19 protein-coding genes and 1 pseudogene are annotated in these 16,507 nt (G+C 64.0%); 12 read left to right on the top strand and 8 right to left on the bottom strand.

The annotated features are described in order from the left end of the window. Nucleotides 1–9: 9 nt before the first annotated feature. The 4 genes and pseudogenes from OC450_RS00490 to OC450_RS00475 all read right to left on the bottom strand — a co-directional run bounded on the left by OC450_RS00490 (nt 10) and on the right by OC450_RS00475 (nt 2,327). Nucleotides 10–165, bottom strand: a complete 156-nt coding sequence (locus OC450_RS00490; RefSeq protein ID WP_211382319.1) for a hypothetical protein — start codon at nt 163–165, stop codon at nt 10–12. Nucleotides 166–251: 86 nt separating this feature from the next. After that, the gene (locus tag OC450_RS00485; RefSeq protein ID WP_262046971.1) at nt 252–836 is read right to left on the bottom strand and encodes a flavin reductase family protein; all 585 of its coding nucleotides are present in this window, start codon (nt 834–836) and stop codon (nt 252–254) included. 31 nt (nt 837–867) lie between these two features. Next, nucleotides 868–996 (bottom strand): annotated as a pseudogene (locus OC450_RS00480) (ABC transporter ATP-binding protein); the annotation flags it as partial. 164 nt (nt 997–1,160) lie between these two features. Further along, the gene (locus OC450_RS00475) at nt 1,161–2,327 is read right to left on the bottom strand and encodes a cytochrome P450 (protein ID WP_211382317.1); all 1,167 of its coding nucleotides are present in this window, start codon (nt 2,325–2,327) and stop codon (nt 1,161–1,163) included. Between the two features lie 281 nt (nt 2,328–2,608). Here OC450_RS00475 and OC450_RS00470 point away from each other — a divergent pair, with 281 nt between their 5' ends. Then, nucleotides 2,609–3,205, top strand: a complete 597-nt coding sequence (locus tag OC450_RS00470; protein ID WP_211382316.1) for a Crp/Fnr family transcriptional regulator — start codon at nt 2,609–2,611, stop codon at nt 3,203–3,205. Between the two features lie 84 nt (nt 3,206–3,289). Further along, entirely contained in the window at nt 3,290–3,943 is a 654-nt protein-coding gene (locus tag OC450_RS00465) for a hypothetical protein (RefSeq protein WP_211382315.1), read from the top strand. 227 nt (nt 3,944–4,170) lie between these two features. Here the strand turns inward: OC450_RS00465 and OC450_RS00460 are convergent, their stop codons facing one another. The 3 genes from OC450_RS00460 to OC450_RS00450 form a co-directional block, all read right to left on the bottom strand. Then, nucleotides 4,171–4,953 carry a helix-turn-helix domain-containing protein gene (locus tag OC450_RS00460; RefSeq protein ID WP_211382314.1) on the bottom strand — a complete coding sequence of 261 codons (783 nt, stop codon included), beginning with the start codon at nt 4,951–4,953 and terminating at the stop codon, nt 4,171–4,173. 116 nt (nt 4,954–5,069) lie between these two features. Then, nucleotides 5,070–5,429: a DUF2200 domain-containing protein gene (locus OC450_RS00455; protein WP_211382313.1), complete on the bottom strand. Its 360-nt coding sequence runs from the start codon at nt 5,427–5,429 to the stop codon at nt 5,070–5,072. A gap of 13 nt (nt 5,430–5,442) precedes the next feature. Next, entirely contained in the window at nt 5,443–6,648 is a 1,206-nt protein-coding gene (locus OC450_RS00450) for an LLM class flavin-dependent oxidoreductase (RefSeq protein WP_262046970.1), read from the bottom strand. A 280-nt stretch (nt 6,649–6,928) separates the two neighbouring features. On the opposite strand from OC450_RS00450, the gene napE reads away from it, so the two are divergent. From napE to OC450_RS00420, 6 genes are all read left to right on the top strand, one after another. Further along, nucleotides 6,929–7,114: a periplasmic nitrate reductase, NapE protein gene (gene napE, locus OC450_RS00445; RefSeq protein WP_038932394.1), complete on the top strand. Its 186-nt coding sequence runs from the start codon at nt 6,929–6,931 to the stop codon at nt 7,112–7,114. Between the two features lie 27 nt (nt 7,115–7,141). Continuing rightward, on the top strand, nt 7,142–7,456 hold the full coding sequence (locus OC450_RS00440) for a chaperone NapD (RefSeq protein ID WP_211382311.1): 315 nt from the start codon (nt 7,142–7,144) through the stop codon (nt 7,454–7,456). Between the two features lie 16 nt (nt 7,457–7,472). Then, a complete protein-coding gene (gene napA / locus OC450_RS00435; RefSeq protein WP_256805730.1) occupies nt 7,473–9,986 on the top strand; it encodes a nitrate reductase catalytic subunit NapA in 2,514 nt (837 codons plus the stop codon). Further along, nucleotides 9,983–10,453: a nitrate reductase cytochrome c-type subunit gene (locus OC450_RS00430; protein ID WP_211382309.1), complete on the top strand. Its 471-nt coding sequence runs from the start codon at nt 9,983–9,985 to the stop codon at nt 10,451–10,453. The genes napA and OC450_RS00430 overlap by 4 nt, the downstream gene beginning before the upstream one ends. After that, nucleotides 10,450–11,091 (top strand): NapC/NirT family cytochrome c, encoded by a 642-nt coding sequence (locus tag OC450_RS00425; protein ID WP_211382308.1) that lies wholly within the window; start codon nt 10,450–10,452, stop codon nt 11,089–11,091. The genes OC450_RS00430 and OC450_RS00425 overlap by 4 nt, the downstream gene beginning before the upstream one ends. 267 nt (nt 11,092–11,358) lie before the next feature. Further along, entirely contained in the window at nt 11,359–12,474 is a 1,116-nt protein-coding gene (locus OC450_RS00420; protein ID WP_262046969.1) for an ATP-dependent RecD-like DNA helicase, read from the top strand. 87 nt (nt 12,475–12,561) lie between these two features. Here OC450_RS00420 and OC450_RS00415 read toward each other — a convergent pair whose 3' ends face one another. Next, nucleotides 12,562–14,259: a caspase family protein gene (locus tag OC450_RS00415; protein WP_262047225.1), complete on the bottom strand. Its 1,698-nt coding sequence runs from the start codon at nt 14,257–14,259 to the stop codon at nt 12,562–12,564. Between the two features lie 246 nt (nt 14,260–14,505). Here OC450_RS00415 and msrA point away from each other — a divergent pair, with 246 nt between their 5' ends. From msrA to OC450_RS00395, 4 genes are all read left to right on the top strand, one after another. Continuing rightward, nucleotides 14,506–15,216, top strand: coding sequence for a peptide-methionine (S)-S-oxide reductase MsrA (gene msrA, locus OC450_RS00410; RefSeq protein WP_211382305.1), 711 nt, complete (start codon nt 14,506–14,508; stop codon nt 15,214–15,216). A 58-nt stretch (nt 15,217–15,274) separates the two neighbouring features. Further along, the gene (gene msrB, locus OC450_RS00405) at nt 15,275–15,694 is read left to right on the top strand and encodes a peptide-methionine (R)-S-oxide reductase MsrB (protein WP_211382304.1); all 420 of its coding nucleotides are present in this window, start codon (nt 15,275–15,277) and stop codon (nt 15,692–15,694) included. A 108-nt stretch (nt 15,695–15,802) separates the two neighbouring features. Further along, nucleotides 15,803–15,967, top strand: coding sequence for a DUF3309 family protein (locus tag OC450_RS00400; RefSeq protein ID WP_211382303.1), 165 nt, complete (start codon nt 15,803–15,805; stop codon nt 15,965–15,967). A gap of 214 nt (nt 15,968–16,181) precedes the next feature. Beyond that, nucleotides 16,182–16,472: a hypothetical protein gene (locus tag OC450_RS00395; protein ID WP_211382302.1), complete on the top strand. Its 291-nt coding sequence runs from the start codon at nt 16,182–16,184 to the stop codon at nt 16,470–16,472. The last annotated feature ends 35 nt before the right edge of the window (nt 16,473–16,507 follow it).

Below are 16,507 nucleotides of genomic sequence, written 5' to 3'. Positions count from 1 at the left end.
TGCCGGGTTCTACGAATAGCTCGGCGCGTCCGGCTTGCGGAAGATGTGGATGGGGTCGCCGGGAACGATCGGCTCGCCGCGGAAGGTCGCATAGGCAAACAGCGCGAGATACGCGATCGCCAGCGCGCCGATGGCGTAGAAGGCGAGGATCGCGACGCGCTTCATCGTTCCGCTCCATGGCCGTCCCGGATGGAAGGCTCAGGGCGCTTCTAGAGCGATGAGGGAAAAAAGGCCAGCCTTGGGGGCGGCGATCAAACGCCGCGCCGGCCGCGCGCGGGAACGCTGACGTCGGCTAGCGTGGCCGCGTCTTCTTCGTCCGGGTCGACCGCCACATACTGGCCGTGCCAATAGGCCAACGCGGCATTGCGGGTCGAATTCCTGACGTCCCTGACACGGCCGATGAAGATACCGTGCGAATGGCGCTCGACGATCTCCTCGACCTCGCAATCCACGGCGGACAGTGCGCCGACCAGCAGCGGAACACCCGAGACCGCCGTCACCCACCGGCTGCCTGCGAAACGATCAGCGCCCTTCAGCCCGCCCTTTCCGGCGAAGCGCTCGGCAACGTCGAGCTGGTCGGCCGCGAGGATATTCACGCCGAAGGCGCCGTAGCGGCGGATCAGCGGGAAGGACGAGGCATCCCGGTTGATGCTGACCAGCAGTGTCGGCGGATCGACCGACAGCGAGGTCACCGAGGTCACCGTCATGCCGGTAATGTCCTTGCCCCGCCCGGCGGTGATGACACTGACGCCGCCGGTGAGGTGGCGCATGGCGCCGCGGAAATCGGCGGACGAGACGGGGATTTCGGTCATGAGATCGCGAGGCACTACATTCATGGCGTGGTCCCCGAACGGGGGTTCCCCTTATTTAGGTACGATCATCCGCCGACAAAAGGTAGCCCATGATGGAGCCTTCGAGGCCGGCAAGCTCGGCGGAGCCGTGCTCCCGCGGCCGGGCTGCGTTAACCACGACGTCATGGGCGATCCGGCCCTCCTCGCCCGGCCCGGGACTTAAAAAATCCCGAAAACAACCCCATGCACAGTAGCCGGGCCCGCGAAAACAACGACTTACGTATTATCCGAAGTCGATTTGACACGTCGGGCAAAACAGGGGCAAGATGGCATCATGGCGGCGTTCGGGATGGGCCGGGCCTTGCCGGACTAATGCAGCCATTTCACCGGCAGATTTTGCAGCCCGCGGAACGCCCAGCCGCCGAGCCGCACCGGCTCGTCATCGGCAATCTCGAGCTGCCTGGCACGCGCGAACACGGTCGGCAGCGCGACGTCGGCGATCATCGCGCGGGAGGCCCAGGCGCCGGCGCAGAAATGCGGTCCGGCGCCGAAGGCGACGCTTTTCGACGTGTCTCGTCTCACATCAAATTGGTCGGCGCGCTCAAAATGCTTCTCGTCGCGATTGGCCGAACCGAACATCAGGAACACGCGCTCGTCGGTTTCGAAGTCGACGTCGCGGATCGACCACGGCTTTGCGATGCGCCGCGGCGACATGCCGATCGGCGAGATCCAGCGGGCATATTCCTCGAACGCCTGCAACCACGACACCTCGCCGCTGCGCACGAGATCGAGCTGCGCGGGATGGGCCAGCAGCGCCCATACCGTGCCGGCGATCGCCTTGCGCGGCTCGTTCTGGCCGCCGGAAATCGCAAGCTTGACGTTGGCGCGCACGCTCTCCATCGGCATGCCGGAGGCGAGCAGCACGCCGAGAATGCTCTGGTCAGGATTCTTCGTGATCACCGGCAGGATGTCGTCGATCGCCGCATCGATACCCGACGTCGCCGCATGGCAGCGCGCCTCGACGGCGGGATCGCCGGCGTAGTTGGCGATGCCCTCGATCATGCCCTGCGACCACGCATCCATGTCCTGGAAGCCGATGTTGGTAAGGCCGGTGATCGACTTCAGGCATTCACCGGAGAACGGCAGCGCGAAGTCGCGCATGAAATCGATCCGCCCCGGTTCGATACTGTCGATGATGCGGTCGGCATGGGCCTGGAACTGCGCGGTCCAGTGCGCCTTCACCGTCTTCGGCGACACCGTCGGAAACATCGCGCGGCGCTCGACCTGATGCGCCTCGCCGTCCTTGCGCATCATGTTGTGGCCCATCAGCCGGTTCATCAGGCCCGCGGGCTGGTGCGAGGAAAACACGTCGATCTGCTTCTCCGAGATCGAGATATCGTCGCGGCTGGTCAAAAGCGTCGAGCCGAGCTGCGGCACGAAAACGATCGGTGCCTCCTTCCGCATCCGCGCAAGCATCGGATAGGGATCGGCCCAGAACGCGGCCGGGTCGATGTCGATGCGTGGCGCGGTGCTCAAGGCAGCCTCCCTGGATTCTCGTGTTTTCCAGGCCAGACTAGCGAAATCGAAGGCCGGCGGCTGTCCCTAGGGATAGGGACGGACGGCGTCGGGCGTGTCGTCACGAGCCGGATAACAGGCAGTCGCGATAGCGAGTTCAGCATGGCCACCAACCCCGGACATCGGCAAACGCATAAGCGAACGAAGGGCCGACTACGGACATTTGCCGCGCGTTGGTCTAGGGTTCGTCGGTGCTCCCAGAAGCAATATTAGATAGGTGACGAGGCCACGAGGCGACCAATATGGCGGACTGGCTCTCACGGAATGTTCGGATTGCTGGAGTTGAGCGCGCGCTCAAGGCCGGAGAAGTTCTATTTCGCTCGGAGCAGCGGACTGTCGGGCTCTACGAGGTGATCACCGGCAAGTTGCGGCTGGTTCGCGTGGACCGCGCGGGGCGCGAGGCGCTGCTTCATGTTGCCGTGGCTGGTGAAACCCTCGCTGAAGCCTCGCTTTTCGCGCCAGCCTATCACTGCGATGCGATTGCGACGACCAACGCCGTCGTTCGCCTTTATCCCAAGGCGATAGTGCTGACCGAATTCGAGCGCAACCCGGAAACCGCACAAGCCTTCATGGCGATGCTCGCTCGCCAGGTCATGAAGCTGCGTACGCGCGTTGAACAGCGAAACATTCACTCGGCCCGTGATCGTGTCCGGCACTATCTGGCTCTCAATACCGGAGCCGACGGACGCAATGTCAAGCTGACCGGCACCCTCAAAGACCTGGCGGGCGAGCTCGGCCTTACCCATGAGGCGTTATACCGAACACTGGCCGACATGGCGGCCGCCGGTGAAATCGAAAGACTTAAGGGAAAAATCAGGCTGTCGAAGCCATTGGCGTGATCAAGATATGATCGTGATCATATGCGGATGCGGCCTCAATGGCATATTCAGGCAACAAGGGCGCGCACAGGAATGAGGTCGATCATGTCATGGTCATGGAAGTCCGGCCTTGCCGGCGTCGCGATTGTTGCCGCGACTGCGTACGCAGCAGCTCAGATGCCCAACCACACCCGTATGCATGAGCAGATGAATTCGGGAAGTCCTGATCAGCAGCATCCCATGATGCAGCAGGGTGGCCCGATGATGCACGACATGCAAAATGGGATGCATCGGCACGGCATGACGGGAACGACCGGTCAGCCGATCATGCCCGGGCAAGAAGCGTTCGGTACGATCCAGGAAGTCGTAAGTATCCTCGATGCCGATCCGACGACCGACTGGTCGAAAGTGAACATCTCGGCGCTACGTGAGCACCTGATCGATATGGACGAGGTTACGATGCGCGCGACGGCTGCGCAGCGCAATCTTGATGACGGCGTTGAGATCGCCGTGACCGGAGAGGGCCGCACACTTGATGCGATCAAGCGTATGGTCCCCGCGCATACACACGAACTCAGCCAGCTTGGCTGGAACGCCAAAACGGAAGACTTGCCCAACGGGGTCAAGCTCATCGTCACAAGCACGGACGCCAGGCAAGTCGTCAAGCTCAAGGCGCTGGGCTTCATGGGGATCATGGTGCAGGGCGCACACCACCAGCGGCACCATCTGATGATGGCGAAGAGCGAGTTCGCCCACTAAAGCGCGATGAGATTGGGATGAATCGTCATCGCGCTTCAGGTTCTTGTTTGAGCATGTTCTTTTCGGAAAACCGCTTCGCACTTTTCCGGATCATGCTCTAGCCAAGACGCCTCATGCGGTTCACGCTGGCGACATCCGCGCCAGCGTGTTCAGCTCTGTTTTGTGGCTTCTCAAAAGCGCCTCAGCCTGCCGACCATGTGCTGAATTCGGATGGGAAGGTCCAATCCTCAGTTCAGGCTGCGCGGCCCGGCGAGCAGTTGCAGCACGATCGCGAACAGCTCGCTCTGCGAGGAGATGCCGAGCCGTTCATAGGCGCGCTTGCGATAGGTCAGCGTCGAATGCAGGCTGATGCCGAGCGCCTGCGAGATCGCCTCCGAGCTGAAGCCTTCGAGGATGCGCCGGCAGACCTCGCGTTCGCGCGGCGTGAGACCGGAAAGCGGCGCGCGCGTTGCGAATAAAGCGGCGAGCGATTGCTCGGGCGTTGCCTTCTCCTGAAAATGACGCGCGATGCTCGCCGCGATCGCCGGTGCGATCGTCTCCAGCCGCTGGCGCTGCGCGACGCTGAAGCGGCCCTGCGCGGCGATACGGTAGAAATTGACGTAGAAGCAAGTGTCGCCAGTCCAGATCGCAGCCGCGCATTTGTCGACGATGCCGGAATCGTGGAAGAATATCTTTCGATAACGGGCGCCGTACATGCGCGGTGCGAACGCCGGCAGCATGATCGGCGCGCCGCCTTCGCCTTCGAACAGCGCATCGCGGTTGGGATCGGATTCGTGAAATTGCCCGGCATAGGCGGCGCCGAGATCCCCGCCGATCGGGATGTTGCCGGCATCGAGCAGGCAGTGTGCGGCGCCGGCCCGGCTCAGCGCGAACACCATGCAATGGCCGACATCGGCCTGCCGGCGCAGCGTATCGATCAGCACGTTTGGGAAATCGGGGCGGCCGATGGCGAGGACCGCGGAGGCGACATCGCCGGCCGCCGGATTTGCAGGCGCTCCGTGAGGGCGCATCGTTCTCTCCCTGTCGCGTTTGCCTAGGGTTTATCAGCGATGGCTGCGCGGAGGAAGGCGGGGTCGTCGGGTATCTCCCGCAACGCCGCCGAACGAGGTGGACGAAGGCTGGCGGCTCAGGAACCACTTTTCCGCAAGATCTTGTCCATTGCTTTTCCCTTGGCCAGCTCGTCGATCAGCTTATCCAAATAGCGGATCTCCTGCATCGTCGGTTCTTTGACATCCTCGACCCGGACGCCGCAAACCACGCCTTTGATCAGGGCTCGCGACGGATTGATGTTGGGGGCCTTCGCAAAGAAGGTTTCAAAGTCCGTCTTCTCTTTCAATTGAGCTTCCAGCTCCTTCTGACCATAGCCTGTCAACCAGGAGATGACCTGATCGACCTCTGCCTTGGTCCGTCCCTTCTTCTCTGCCTTCGCAACGTACAGCGGGTACACGCTTGCGAAGCTCGTCGTATAAATCCGGTGTTTTGCCACGATCAGCGGTCCCCTACCCCACCGCAGCCTTCGCCGGCGCGACGTTGATGGCGAGCTTGCCGTAGCGGTCCGAAAAAGCCTCGGTGTCGATCTCTTCCAGCTTGATCTCGCCGCTCATCACGCCCTGCTTCCAGACAGCCTGTGCCGGATCGTTCTGGAACTCCGGCATCACCTCGCGGCCGAACAGCTCCAGCGATTCGCAGATGTGCTCGTGGCTGTTCTTGCCCGCTTGATTCAGCAGGATGACCTGGTCGATGTGCGAGGACTGGAAGCGCTTCAGCTTCCTGCGGATCGTCTCGGGCGAGCCGATCAGGCCGCCGCGCAGCGCGGCCTCCTGCGCTTCCGGATTGTCGCGCTTCCACTTGTTGTACTCGTCCCACATGTTGACGGTGTAGGGCGCGGGACGCTGGCGGTTCTGCGAGGCGCCGTAGAAGCGCAGCGCGAACTGGAAGAAGGTGGCGCCGTCGGCACGCGCACGCGCCTCCTCGTCGGTCTTCGCGCACATGAAGAACGACACCAGCGCCATGTTCGGGTTGATCTCGTAGTCGGCGAGTTTCTGCAGCCGCTTGGTCATCGCGTTGTAATAGGCATGCACCCAGGCGTGCGCGGCATCCGCGCTGACGAACTGGAAGCCGAGCGCGCCAAAGCCGTGGCGGCCCGCGCGCTCGATGGTCGGCAGCTGCGAGCACGCCATCCACAGCGGCGGATGCGGCTTCTGCACCGGCTTGGGCACGACGTTGCGCAGGGGGATGTCGAAATACTTGCCGTGATGCTCGGAGCCGGCGTCCTTGAACATCGGGAAGATCGCGGCCACGGCCTCCTCGAACACCTCCTTCTTGGTTTCCATGTCGCGGCCGAACGGCGTCAGCTCGGTGATCGAGGCGCTCTCGCCCATGCCGAATTCGCAGCGGCCGTTGGACAAGAGGTCGAGCACTGCGACACGCTCGGCAACGCGCGCCGGATGGTTGGTGGTGAGCTGAAGGATGCCGTGGCCGAGCCTGATGTTTTTGGTGCGCTGGCTCGCGGCGGCGAGGAACGATTCGGGTGACGGCGAGTGCGAATATTCCTCGAGAAAGTGATGCTCGACCACCCAGGCGTGGTCGTAGCCGAGCTTGTCGGCGAGTTCCATCTGCGAGAGCGCGTTCTGGTAGAGATTCAGCTCGTCGCCGGCCACCCAGGGCCGTGGCAGTTGCAGCTCGTAGAAGATGCCGAACTTCATGACGCCGTCTCTCCCAAGTTTCTTGCCCGCTTATTTTTTGTTGCAGGCATCTTAATGAGCGGGGCGGCGCTGTCTACGGAGCAGCAATTCCGCCGCGCGGGAGAACGATTCTTCGCGCCCACGTGGCAGTCCGGCGCTGCCCAGGAAGCCGGGCTGCGACATTCCGGCGACCTCGCAGATTGATCCAGATCAACGCGACAGCGGCTTGGCTGCATCTAAAATGCAGCAAGGTAACGGCCCGGATGCCGTCCCAATCCCCACATTTCAGACGAGACCGGATATGTCGGCCCCTGACGACGCGACATCGCGCGTGCGCCGTAAGCGCATGGAGATTTTCGCTTTCCTGTTCCTGACCGCGGTCGTGATGCCCGTCCTCGCGGTCGGAACGGTCGGCTCATACGGTCTCGGCGTCTGGATCTACCAGATGTTCGCCGGCCCTCCCGGCCCGCCGCCTTCCCCGCATTGATCATCCGAACAGCGAAAGACAGGCATCATGGCCCAAACCGCATACAACCGCCGTGCATTGATCACCGGCCGGGTGCTCGGCGCCGACCGCGTCGTCGCGCCCCCCGGCTGCGAGATCGCCAGCATCATCGTGCAGGCCCGCCCGGAGCGTCTCGCCGATCTGGAAGCCGCGATCACCGCCCTTCCCGGCTGCGAGATCCACGGCCGCGATCCACGCGGCAAGCTCGTCGTGGTGACCGAGGCGCCGGATTCCGGCAGCCTCGGCACCCTGCTCAACACCATCCAGTCGCTGCCCGACGTCTACTCCGCGGCGCTCGTCTTCCACGCCATCGAAACCGCCTGAGCAAGGAAGAGCCATCATGACATCACCAAAGCTCGACCGCCGCCAGATGCTGAAGCTGGAGGCCGCCGCGATCGCGGCCGCCGCCGCGGGCATGCCAGTCCCGGCGCTCGCCGCGAACCTCGTCACTGATCGCGACGTCGCCGAACTGAAATGGGACAAGGCCGCCTGCCGCTTCTGCGGCACCGGCTGCTCGGTGATGGTCGCGACCAAGGACAACCGCGTCGTCGCCACCCACGGCGACACCAAGGCCGAGGTCAACCGCGGCCTCAACTGCGTCAAGGGCTACTTCCTCTCCAAGATCATGTACGGCCACGACCGCCTGACGCAGCCGATGCTGCGCAAGACGAACGGCAAGTACGACAAGAACGGCGAATTCACGCCCATCAGCTGGACCGAAGCCTTCGACATCATGGAGGTGAAGTGGAAGGAGGCGATCAAGAAGCGCGGGCCGAACGGCGTCGCCATGTTCGGCTCCGGTCAGTGGACGGTCTGGGAGGGCTATGCGGCCGTGAAGCTGTTCAAGGCCGGCTTCCGCACCAACAACATCGACCCCAATGCGCGCCACTGCATGGCCTCCGCCGTCGCCGGCATGATGCGCACCTTCGGCATCGACGAGCCGGCCGGCTGCTATGACGACATCGAGGCCACCGACGCCTTCGTGCTGTGGGGCTCCAACATGGCGGAGATGCATCCGATCCTGTGGACGCGCCTCGCCGACCGCCGGCTGTCCGCGCCGCATGTCCGCGTCGCCGTGCTCTCGACCTTCGAGCACCGCTCGTTCGACCTCGCCGACATCGGCATGATCTTCAAGCCGCAGACCGATCTCTATCTGCTGAACGCGATCGCCAACCACATCATCAAGACCGGCCGGGTCAACAAGGACTTCGTTGCCGCGCATACCATCTTCAGGCGCGGCCAGACCGACATCGGTTATGGCTTGAGGCCCGAGCATCCGCTGCAGAAGAAGGCGACAGGCGCGGCCAAGGCCAACGATTCCACCGAGATGAGCTACGACGAGTACGCAAAGTTCGTGTCGGAGTACACGCTGGAGAAGGCGGCCGAAATGTCCGGCGTGCCGCTGAACCGGCTGGAGGCGCTCGCCGAGCTCTATGCCGACCCCAAGACCAAGGTGGTCTCGTTCTGGACCATGGGATTCAACCAGCACACCCGCGGCGTCTGGTGCAACAACCTCGTCTACAACATCCACCTTCTGACCGGAAAGATCTCCTCGCCCGGCAACAGCCCGTTCTCGCTGACCGGCCAGCCTTCGGCCTGCGGCACCGCGCGCGAGGTCGGCACCTTCTCGCACCGCCTGCCGGCGGACATGGTCGTGACCAACAAGGAGCACCGCACCAAGGCCGAGCAGATCTGGCTGCTCCCGGAGGGCACCATTCCCGACAAGCCCGGCGCCCACGCCGTGCTGCAAAGCCGGATGCTGAAGGACGGCCTGATCAACGCCTATTGGGTCCAGGTCAACAACAACCTCCAGGCCGGTCCCAACGCCAACGAGGAGACCTACCCGGGCTTCCGCAACCCCGACAATTTCATCGTGGTCTCGGATGCCTATCCGTCGGTCACCGCGCTCGCGGCCGACCTGATCCTGCCGACCGCGATGTGGGTGGAGAAGGAAGGCGCCTATGGCAATGCCGAGCGGCGTACGCAGTTCTGGCATCAGCTCGTCGCTGCCCCGGGCGAGTCGAAGTCCGATCTCTGGCAGCTCATGGAATTCTCCAAGCGCTTCAAGATCGAGGAGGTCTGGCCCGAGGAGCTGATCGCCAAGAAGCCGGACGTACGCGGCAAGACGCTGTTCGACGTGCTCTACAAGAACGGTCAGGTCGACAAGTTCCCGGTCTCCGACATCGAGCAGGGTTATCTCAACGACGAGTCCAAGGCGTTCGGCTTCTACGTCCACAAGGGCCTGTTCGAGGAATACGCCGCCTTCGGCCGCGGCCACGGCCACGACCTCGCGCCGTTCGACACCTATCACCGCGAACGCGGGCTGCGCTGGCCTGTCGTCAACGGCCAGGAAACCAAATGGCGTTTCCGCGAAGGCAGCGACCCCTATGTCAAGCAAGGCACCGACGTGCAGTTCTACGGCTATCCCGACGGCAAGGCGCGCATCTTCGCCCTGCCCTACGAGCCGGCGGCGGAATCGCCCGACAACGAATATCCGTTCTGGCTCTCGACCGGCCGCGTGCTCGAGCACTGGCATTCCGGCACCATGACGCGCCGGGTGCCCGAGCTCTACAAGGCCTTCCCCGAGGCCGTGTGCTTCATGCATCCCGACGACGCGCAGGAAGCGAAGATCCGCCGCGGCGACGAGGTGAAGGTGGTCTCCCGCCGCGGCTTCATCCGCGTCCGGGTCGAGACGCGCGGCCGCGACCGGCCGCCGCGCGGGCTGGTGTTCGTGCCGTGGTTCGACGAATCCAAGCTGATCAACAAGGTGACGCTCGACGCCACCGATCCGATCTCGCTGCAAACCGACTACAAGAAATGCGCCGTGCGCATCGAGCGGGTGAACCTGTCATGATGAAACGATTTGCAATCGCCCTGCTCGCGGTCGCGGTCGCCGCAGGCGCGAGCTCGCTGACCGCGCAGACGGTGACATCGGGCCTGCGCGGTCCGACCCCGCTCAATGAAGAGGGTCCGGCGCCTCCGATGCTGCCGAACCGAAACACGTCCGAGCGAGAGGTTCGCAACTATCCGGAGCAGCCGCCGGTGATCCCGCATACGATCGACGGCTACCAGATCGACCTCAACGGCAACAAATGCCTGTCCTGCCACGCGCGGGCACGGATCGCCGAATCGCAGGCGCCGATGGTCTCGATCACGCATTTCATGGACCGCGACGGCCAGTTCCTGGCCTCGATCTCGCCGCGCCGCTTCTTCTGCACGGAATGCCACGTGCCGCAGAACACCGCCACGCCGCCCGTCAGCAACGATTTTACGGATATCGACACCTTGCTGTCGCGTGCAAGTCCGGGTGGCCGGCGATGACGACGACTGCTGACGAGCCAAAAGCCAAGCGCGGCTTCATCCCGCGCTGCCGGGATTTCGCGCTGGAGCTCTGGCAGGTGCTGATCCGGCCGAGCTCGGTGTTCGGGCTCGGCGTGCTGGTGCTGGCGGGCTTTGCGGCCGGCGTGATCTTCTGGGGCGGCTTCAACACCGCGCTGGAATTGACCAATACCGAGAAGTTCTGCACCGGCTGCCACGAGATGAAGGACAACGTCTTCGCCGAGCTGAAGTCGACCATCCACTTCTCCAACCGCTCCGGCGTGCGCGCGACCTGCCCGGACTGCCACGTGCCGCACAACTGGACCGACAAGATCGCGCGCAAGATGCAGGCCTCCAAGGAGGTCTGGGGCAAGCTTTTCGGCACGATCGACACCCGCGAGAAATTCCAGGACCACCGACTCGAGCTCGCCGCGCATGAATGGGCGCGCTTCAAAGCCAACGATTCGCTGGAATGCCGCAACTGCCACAGCGCCGATTCCATGGACATCACCAAGCAGTCGCCGCGGGCCTCGGTGGCGCACCAGCGCTTCCTGTTCACCAAGGAAAAGACCTGCATCGACTGCCACAAGGGCATCGCCCACCATCTGCCCGACATGCGCGGCGTTCCCGGCTGGCAGTAGGGGCGATCCGTTGAGCGCGCGCCTCGTCCTTCGAGACGACCGCTTTGCGGTCTGCTCTGGATGAGGCTAGGCGGCACCTCGCCTGCCGAAACTGCCGCCGCGCACTCCGCCCTCATCCTGAGGGCCCGCAAAAAGGCGGGCGTCTCGAAGGATGGGCCGCGAACAACGGCCTTGAAATGCGATGGCCCCGCGCTTGAACCAGCGGGGCGAATGGTTAGTTTTGTGGATGGCGAATCGCTCCGTTTCGCCCCCCTCATCAAGACAGACATGGCCACTTTCACCCCGCATCAGGACGCCGCGCTCAAGGCCGTTGGCGACTGGCTCAAGGCAAAACCGGGCCGGGCCGGCACGCCGCCGGTGTTCCGGCTGTTCGGCTTTGCCGGCACCGGCAAGACCACGCTGGCGCGGCACATCGCCGACGGCGTCGACGGCGAGGTGAAATTCGCCGCCTTCACCGGCAAGGCGGCGCTCGTCATGCGCAACAAGGGCTGCGACGAGGCCTCCACCATCCACTCCCTGATCTACCGCGCCCGTGAATCCGGCGAGGAGCAGCCGAGCTTCGAGCTGTGGGACGACGCGCCGGCATCCAAAGCCAAGCTGATCGTGATCGACGAATGCTCGATGGTCGACGCCGAACTCGGCCGCGACCTGATGTCGTTCGACTGCCCGCTGCTGGTGCTGGGCGATCCCGCCCAGCTGCCGCCGATCCAGGGCGGCGGCTTCTTCACCAACACCGAGCCCGACGCGATGCTGACCGAGGTGCACCGCCAGGCCCAGGACGATCCGATCGTGCGGATGTCGATGGACGTCCGCGAAGGGCGCGAGCTCGACATCGGCCGCTATGGCGAGAGCGAGGTGGTGTCGCGCAAGGAGCTCGATCCCGATCGCGTCATGGGCGCCGACCAGGTCCTGGTCGGCCGCAACAACACAAGGCGCGCGTACAACATGCGGGTGCGTCAGCGGCAGAACATCGAGGACGTCTTCCCGGTCGCCGGCGACAAGCTGGTGTGCCTGCGCAACAACCGCAAGAAGGGCCTGTTCAACGGCGGCCTGTGGCGCGTGAAATCGCGCAACACCTCGCGCTCGAAATCGCGCATCCTCAGCATGCGGCTGTCACCCGACGAGGATCTCGGGCACAAGGTGACGAAGGTCTCGGTGCGTGCCGACTGCTTCGAAGGCGGCGTCGAGGCGATCGCCTGGGAGCAGCGCAAGCCCTATGACGAGTTCGACTACGGCTACGTCCTGACCGTGCACAAATCGCAGGGCTCGCAATGGGACGACGTCGTGCTGTTCGACGAGAGCTTTGCGTTCCAGGAGTCGAGGGCGCGGTGGCTGTACACCGGCATCACGCGGGCGGCGAAAAGGCTGAGCATCGTGGTGTGACACGCCGGTGGCGCAGGGTGGGCAAATGCGCAAGGCACCGTGCCCACCCTTTTTGAGACGCACGGCTTTCGCATCCCGACGCAGCCCTCACTTCCCCGCGACGAAATAGAAATCCTCGCGCCCCGGCGGCGAGCCGTAGGTGAACGGCTGCTGGCCGTGCCTGGTCGCGGCCCAGACGTCGTCGCGAACGATGTCGAACAGTTTTCTGATCTCGACGCGGGGCTCCTTGACGTCGCGGGCGAGCGCGGTGGCGAAGGGACTGTTGGCGCTGCCGTCGCCGTCCATCGCAGTCTCGCCGTGCTTGGCGGCGTAGACCACCATGAAGCCCGCGCCGGGCTCGATGTTGGAAAAGCCCTTGTCGACCAGCTTCAGCGACAGCGTGCGCTGCATGGTCGGCGCGAACGGATTGTCGCGGCAGGCGTCCAGCACCACGAGGCGGACTTTTCGCGCGGCACCGACGGCCGCGATCACCTGCTCCAGCGCCACGGCTTCGGTCTCGGCGTCCTTGTCGGCCGAAAGCTTGGCGTCGACCGGCACCAGATAGTTCACGCCGCCGATCTCGAAACCGTGTCCGGCATAGTAGACCATGGCCCAATCCGCCTTCTCCGCTTCCGCCGCAAAGGCCTGCAAGGCCTGGAAGAACTTGTCGCGGGTCAGGTCGCTGGTCGACATCACGGTCTGGAAGCCGAGATCGTGCAGCACGCTCGCGATCAGTTTCGAATCGCGCGGCGGATTGGGCAGCGCATGGACGTTCTTGTAGGCGCCGTTGCCGATCACCAGCGCCACGCGGCGCCCGGTGGACCCGGCCGGCGCCTGCGGCGTCAGCGCGGCGAGCCGCTCCTGCGCCTTGGCGCGTGCGCGCGCGACGTCGAGCTCGTCGAACTTCGTCAGCGAATAGGCCGCGGCGCGATAGTCGGCGCGCGCCTGGCCGAGATCGTGCTTGCGCTCGTAGATCTGGCCGCGGCCGGAATGGGCGCGCACACTGTTCGGGTTGAGCTGAATGACCGTGTTGTAGTCCGTCAACGCGGCATCGAAGTCACCCTTCATGAGGTTGACTTCGCCCCGATTGTTGAGCGCGTACTGGTTCTTCGGCTGCTTCTGGATCAAGCCGTCGCAGTCGGCGAAGGCCTGATCGAACCTGCCCATCATGCCGTAGGTGATGCAGCGGTTGCCGGCGATCTGCGGCGCGTTCGGATCGATCCTTTCGGCTTCTGCAAAATCCGCGATCGCGCCGTCATAGTCCTTCATCAGGGTGCGCACGCGGGCGCGGTTGGTCCAGCCGAGCAGGAATTTTGGCGCGTACCTGATCGACAGGTTGAAATCTTCGAGTGCGCTTTGCAGCGCGTTCCTGCGCAGATGAATGACGCCGCGGTTGTTGTAGGGGACACCGTAGGTCGGGCGCTTCTGGAGCGCGAGGTTGTAGTCCGCCATCGCGAGGTCGTCCTGGCCGGTCCGCTCATAGGCGAGGCCGCGCAGGTTGAGCGTCACGACATTGTCGGGATCGAGGTCGACGGCCATGGACAGGGTCTCGATCGCGTGGACGTAGTCGCGCTTGTTGATCAGCGTATTGCCGCGCACGGAGAGCGCGATGCCCTTGTCCTTGCCGGTGACGCGGTCGGCGTTGAGCAGGTTGTCGCAGGCCGTCGCGCGGGCCTTGGTCTCCGCCTGGCGGTCATGGCAGGTGGCGAGGTCGTCGCCGGCTTGCGGATCGGCGGCCGCGATCGGGCTCCAGGCGGCCAGCATGGCGAACATGACGACGAGGGTCAGGGATACGACGCGCAGCATGTTTCTCGGACCAGCTCCAGCCATCACATTTCTAAGTCGATCATCGATCGCGCCGGTTCATCTAGCGCGGAGTTCCCCGCCTCGCAAAGCCGCGCTGTCCTGAGCGGCCTTCTTCACGGACCCGTGTCCGTCAGGCCGTAACAATGGCCCGGCCGGCCCGTATCTCAGATGTCTGAAAATGCCGGGCAGGCTGTTCGCCCGGCTCCAACCGCCTTAGACTGCAGGCCTTCCGAAAGAGGATCCACCATGCGCCGCCCCGCCCTCCTGTCCTTGCTCGCCGCCGCCGCAACCACAGCTTTGGCGCTGGCTTACACCATGCCGTCCCGGGCCGCAGAGGATGCGGTCGTGATCCCGGCTCCCGCCGTGGATTCAGCACCCGCAACCGGAATCCAGACTGCCGTGATCGCCGGCGGCTGCTTCTGGGGCGTGCAGGGCGTGTTCCAGCACGCCGCCGGGGTCGTCAACGCGGTCTCCGGTTATGCCGGCGGCACCAAGGCGACCGCCGATTACCAGACCGTTTCGAGCGGCCGGACCGGCCACGCCGAGTCGGTCGAGATCAAGTACGACCCGAAGAAGATCAGTTACGGAAAGATCCTCCAGATCTACTTCTCGGTGGCGCACGACCCGACCCAGCTCAACCGCCAGGGCCCCGATAGCGGCACGCAATATCGCTCGGCGATCTTCACCACCTCCGACGAGCAGAAGAAGGTGGCCGAGGCCTATATCGCCCAGCTCAACGGCGCCAAGGTCTTCGGCAAGCCGATCGTGACCAAGGTCGGGGCGCTCGAGGCGTTCTATCCGGCGGAGGCCTATCACCAGGACTATCTGACGCTGCACCCGAACCAGCCCTACATCGCCTATAACGACCTCCCGAAGGTCGAGAACTTGAAAAAGCTGTTCGCGGATAACTACATCGAGAAGCCGACGCTGGTGAGCGCCAGCAAGGCCACCAACTGATCGCAAGATCACTGAACAAGATCACTGAAAACGAGATCACCGAAAAAACGGGAGACCCATGCCCGACACCAGGACGAAACCCACGGACGACAAGGTCCTCAAGAGCGAAGAGCAGTGGCGGCAGGAATTGTCGCCGATGCAGTATGCCGTGCTGCGCGAGAAGGCGACCGAGCGTCCCTTCTCCGGCGAGTACGAGCATGACCACCGTGCCGGCACCTATGTCTGCGCCGGCTGCGGCAACGTGCTGTTCGAGTCCGATGCCAAGTTCGATTCCGGCTGCGGCTGGCCGAGCTTCACCCAGCCCGCCGTCGAGAGCCATGTCGACGAGGAGCGGGACGTCAGCCACGGCATGATCCGCACCGAGGTGCTGTGCTCCAAGTGCAGCGGCCATCTCGGCCACGTCTTCCCTGACGGTCCCGGGCCGACCGGCCTGCGCTACTGCATCAACTCGGCGGCGTTGAAGCTCGAGCCGAAATAAACGCTGCGCGGCGCCGGGTTCCGCCATGGAACCCGGCGCCGCGATGTGCTTTCCTTCTGTGGCGGTGCGGCCGATCATCGCGGTGCTGCGGCCGCGAAGGAGGATGCCATGTCGCTCGGGACCATCCTGATCATCCTGGTGATCATTTATCTTCTGGGCGGCATGTCCGGCCGGGTCGGCGGCTATGGCTATGGCATGGGCCATTCCGGCATGGGGATCGGCGGCCTCGTGCTGGTGGTGCTGGTCGTCCTGCTGCTGCTCGGCAAGTTGTAAACCAAATAAGACATTGAATTTACTTGGTTTATTTCTCTTGCGGGGCTGCCATGCGCGGATTCATCATCTCCCATCGCAGGGGTCGCAATTTTGTCAAATCGGCCTATATTAGAGGGCGAAAATGACATGAGCGGCGGGCCCACCCGATCGTGGCCGCAGCCCGTCAAAACCCCACGCGCTTAAAGCCCCAGACAAGATCACGAGGTCTTTGACCATGCGTCCACTGCGTCCGTTCAACTTCAACACCTCCGCCGAGCTCTTCCCCGCCGCGATCCGCAAGAAGAAGCGCGCAGGCTTCACCTATCGCCGGTTCGGCACCGCGGCCGAGGCCGTGCAGTTCGCGATGGAGCAGTTGCCGACGGATTCGCTGAACGGCGCCTATCTGCAGGTCGAGGAAGCGCGCTTCGACCAGAACGGCATCCGCTCGCTGTATGAGAGCGAAGCCTTCCCGCTGCCCCGCCGCCCCAAGCCGGTGGAAGCGACCACCGACGCCGACGCGGCGTAAGTTTTCGCAAGCCTTAAGTTTCGCAAGCATTGCGA

Source organism: Bradyrhizobium sp. Bra78 (assembly GCF_024519855.1).
In the GTDB taxonomy this organism is placed as follows: domain Bacteria; phylum Pseudomonadota; class Alphaproteobacteria; order Rhizobiales; family Xanthobacteraceae; genus Bradyrhizobium; species Bradyrhizobium japonicum_G.
Note: the sequence above shows the minus strand (reverse complement) of the source record. Positions and strands in the feature narration are given on the sequence as shown.

Excerpts from the sequence above, each read along its gene's own strand:
- OC450_RS00490 (WP_211382319.1), bottom strand. The coding sequence starts at position 165 with ATGAAGCGCGTCGCGATCCTCGCCTTCTACGCCATCGGCGCGCTGGCG.
- OC450_RS00485 (WP_262046971.1), bottom strand. The coding sequence starts at position 836 with ATGAATGTAGTGCCTCGCGATCTCATGACCGAAATCCCCGTCTCGTCC.
- OC450_RS00470 (WP_211382316.1), top strand. The coding sequence starts at position 2,609 with ATGGCGGACTGGCTCTCACGGAATGTTCGGATTGCTGGAGTTGAGCGC.
- OC450_RS00465 (WP_211382315.1), top strand. The coding sequence starts at position 3,290 with ATGTCATGGTCATGGAAGTCCGGCCTTGCCGGCGTCGCGATTGTTGCC.
- OC450_RS00460 (WP_211382314.1), bottom strand. The coding sequence starts at position 4,953 with ATGCGCCCTCACGGAGCGCCTGCAAATCCGGCGGCCGGCGATGTCGCC.
- OC450_RS00450 (WP_262046970.1), bottom strand. The coding sequence starts at position 6,648 with ATGAAGTTCGGCATCTTCTACGAGCTGCAACTGCCACGGCCCTGGGTG.
- napE (WP_038932394.1), top strand. The coding sequence starts at position 6,929 with ATGTCGGCCCCTGACGACGCGACATCGCGCGTGCGCCGTAAGCGCATG.
- OC450_RS00440 (WP_211382311.1), top strand. The coding sequence starts at position 7,142 with ATGGCCCAAACCGCATACAACCGCCGTGCATTGATCACCGGCCGGGTG.
- napA (WP_256805730.1), top strand. The coding sequence starts at position 7,473 with ATGACATCACCAAAGCTCGACCGCCGCCAGATGCTGAAGCTGGAGGCC.
- OC450_RS00430 (WP_211382309.1), top strand. The coding sequence starts at position 9,983 with ATGATGAAACGATTTGCAATCGCCCTGCTCGCGGTCGCGGTCGCCGCA.
- OC450_RS00425 (WP_211382308.1), top strand. The coding sequence starts at position 10,450 with ATGACGACGACTGCTGACGAGCCAAAAGCCAAGCGCGGCTTCATCCCG.
- OC450_RS00420 (WP_262046969.1), top strand. The coding sequence starts at position 11,359 with ATGGCCACTTTCACCCCGCATCAGGACGCCGCGCTCAAGGCCGTTGGC.
- OC450_RS00415 (WP_262047225.1), bottom strand. The coding sequence starts at position 14,259 with ATGCTGCGCGTCGTATCCCTGACCCTCGTCGTCATGTTCGCCATGCTG.
- msrA (WP_211382305.1), top strand. The coding sequence starts at position 14,506 with ATGCGCCGCCCCGCCCTCCTGTCCTTGCTCGCCGCCGCCGCAACCACA.
- msrB (WP_211382304.1), top strand. The coding sequence starts at position 15,275 with ATGCCCGACACCAGGACGAAACCCACGGACGACAAGGTCCTCAAGAGC.
- OC450_RS00400 (WP_211382303.1), top strand. The coding sequence starts at position 15,803 with ATGTCGCTCGGGACCATCCTGATCATCCTGGTGATCATTTATCTTCTG.
- OC450_RS00395 (WP_211382302.1), top strand. The coding sequence starts at position 16,182 with ATGCGTCCACTGCGTCCGTTCAACTTCAACACCTCCGCCGAGCTCTTC.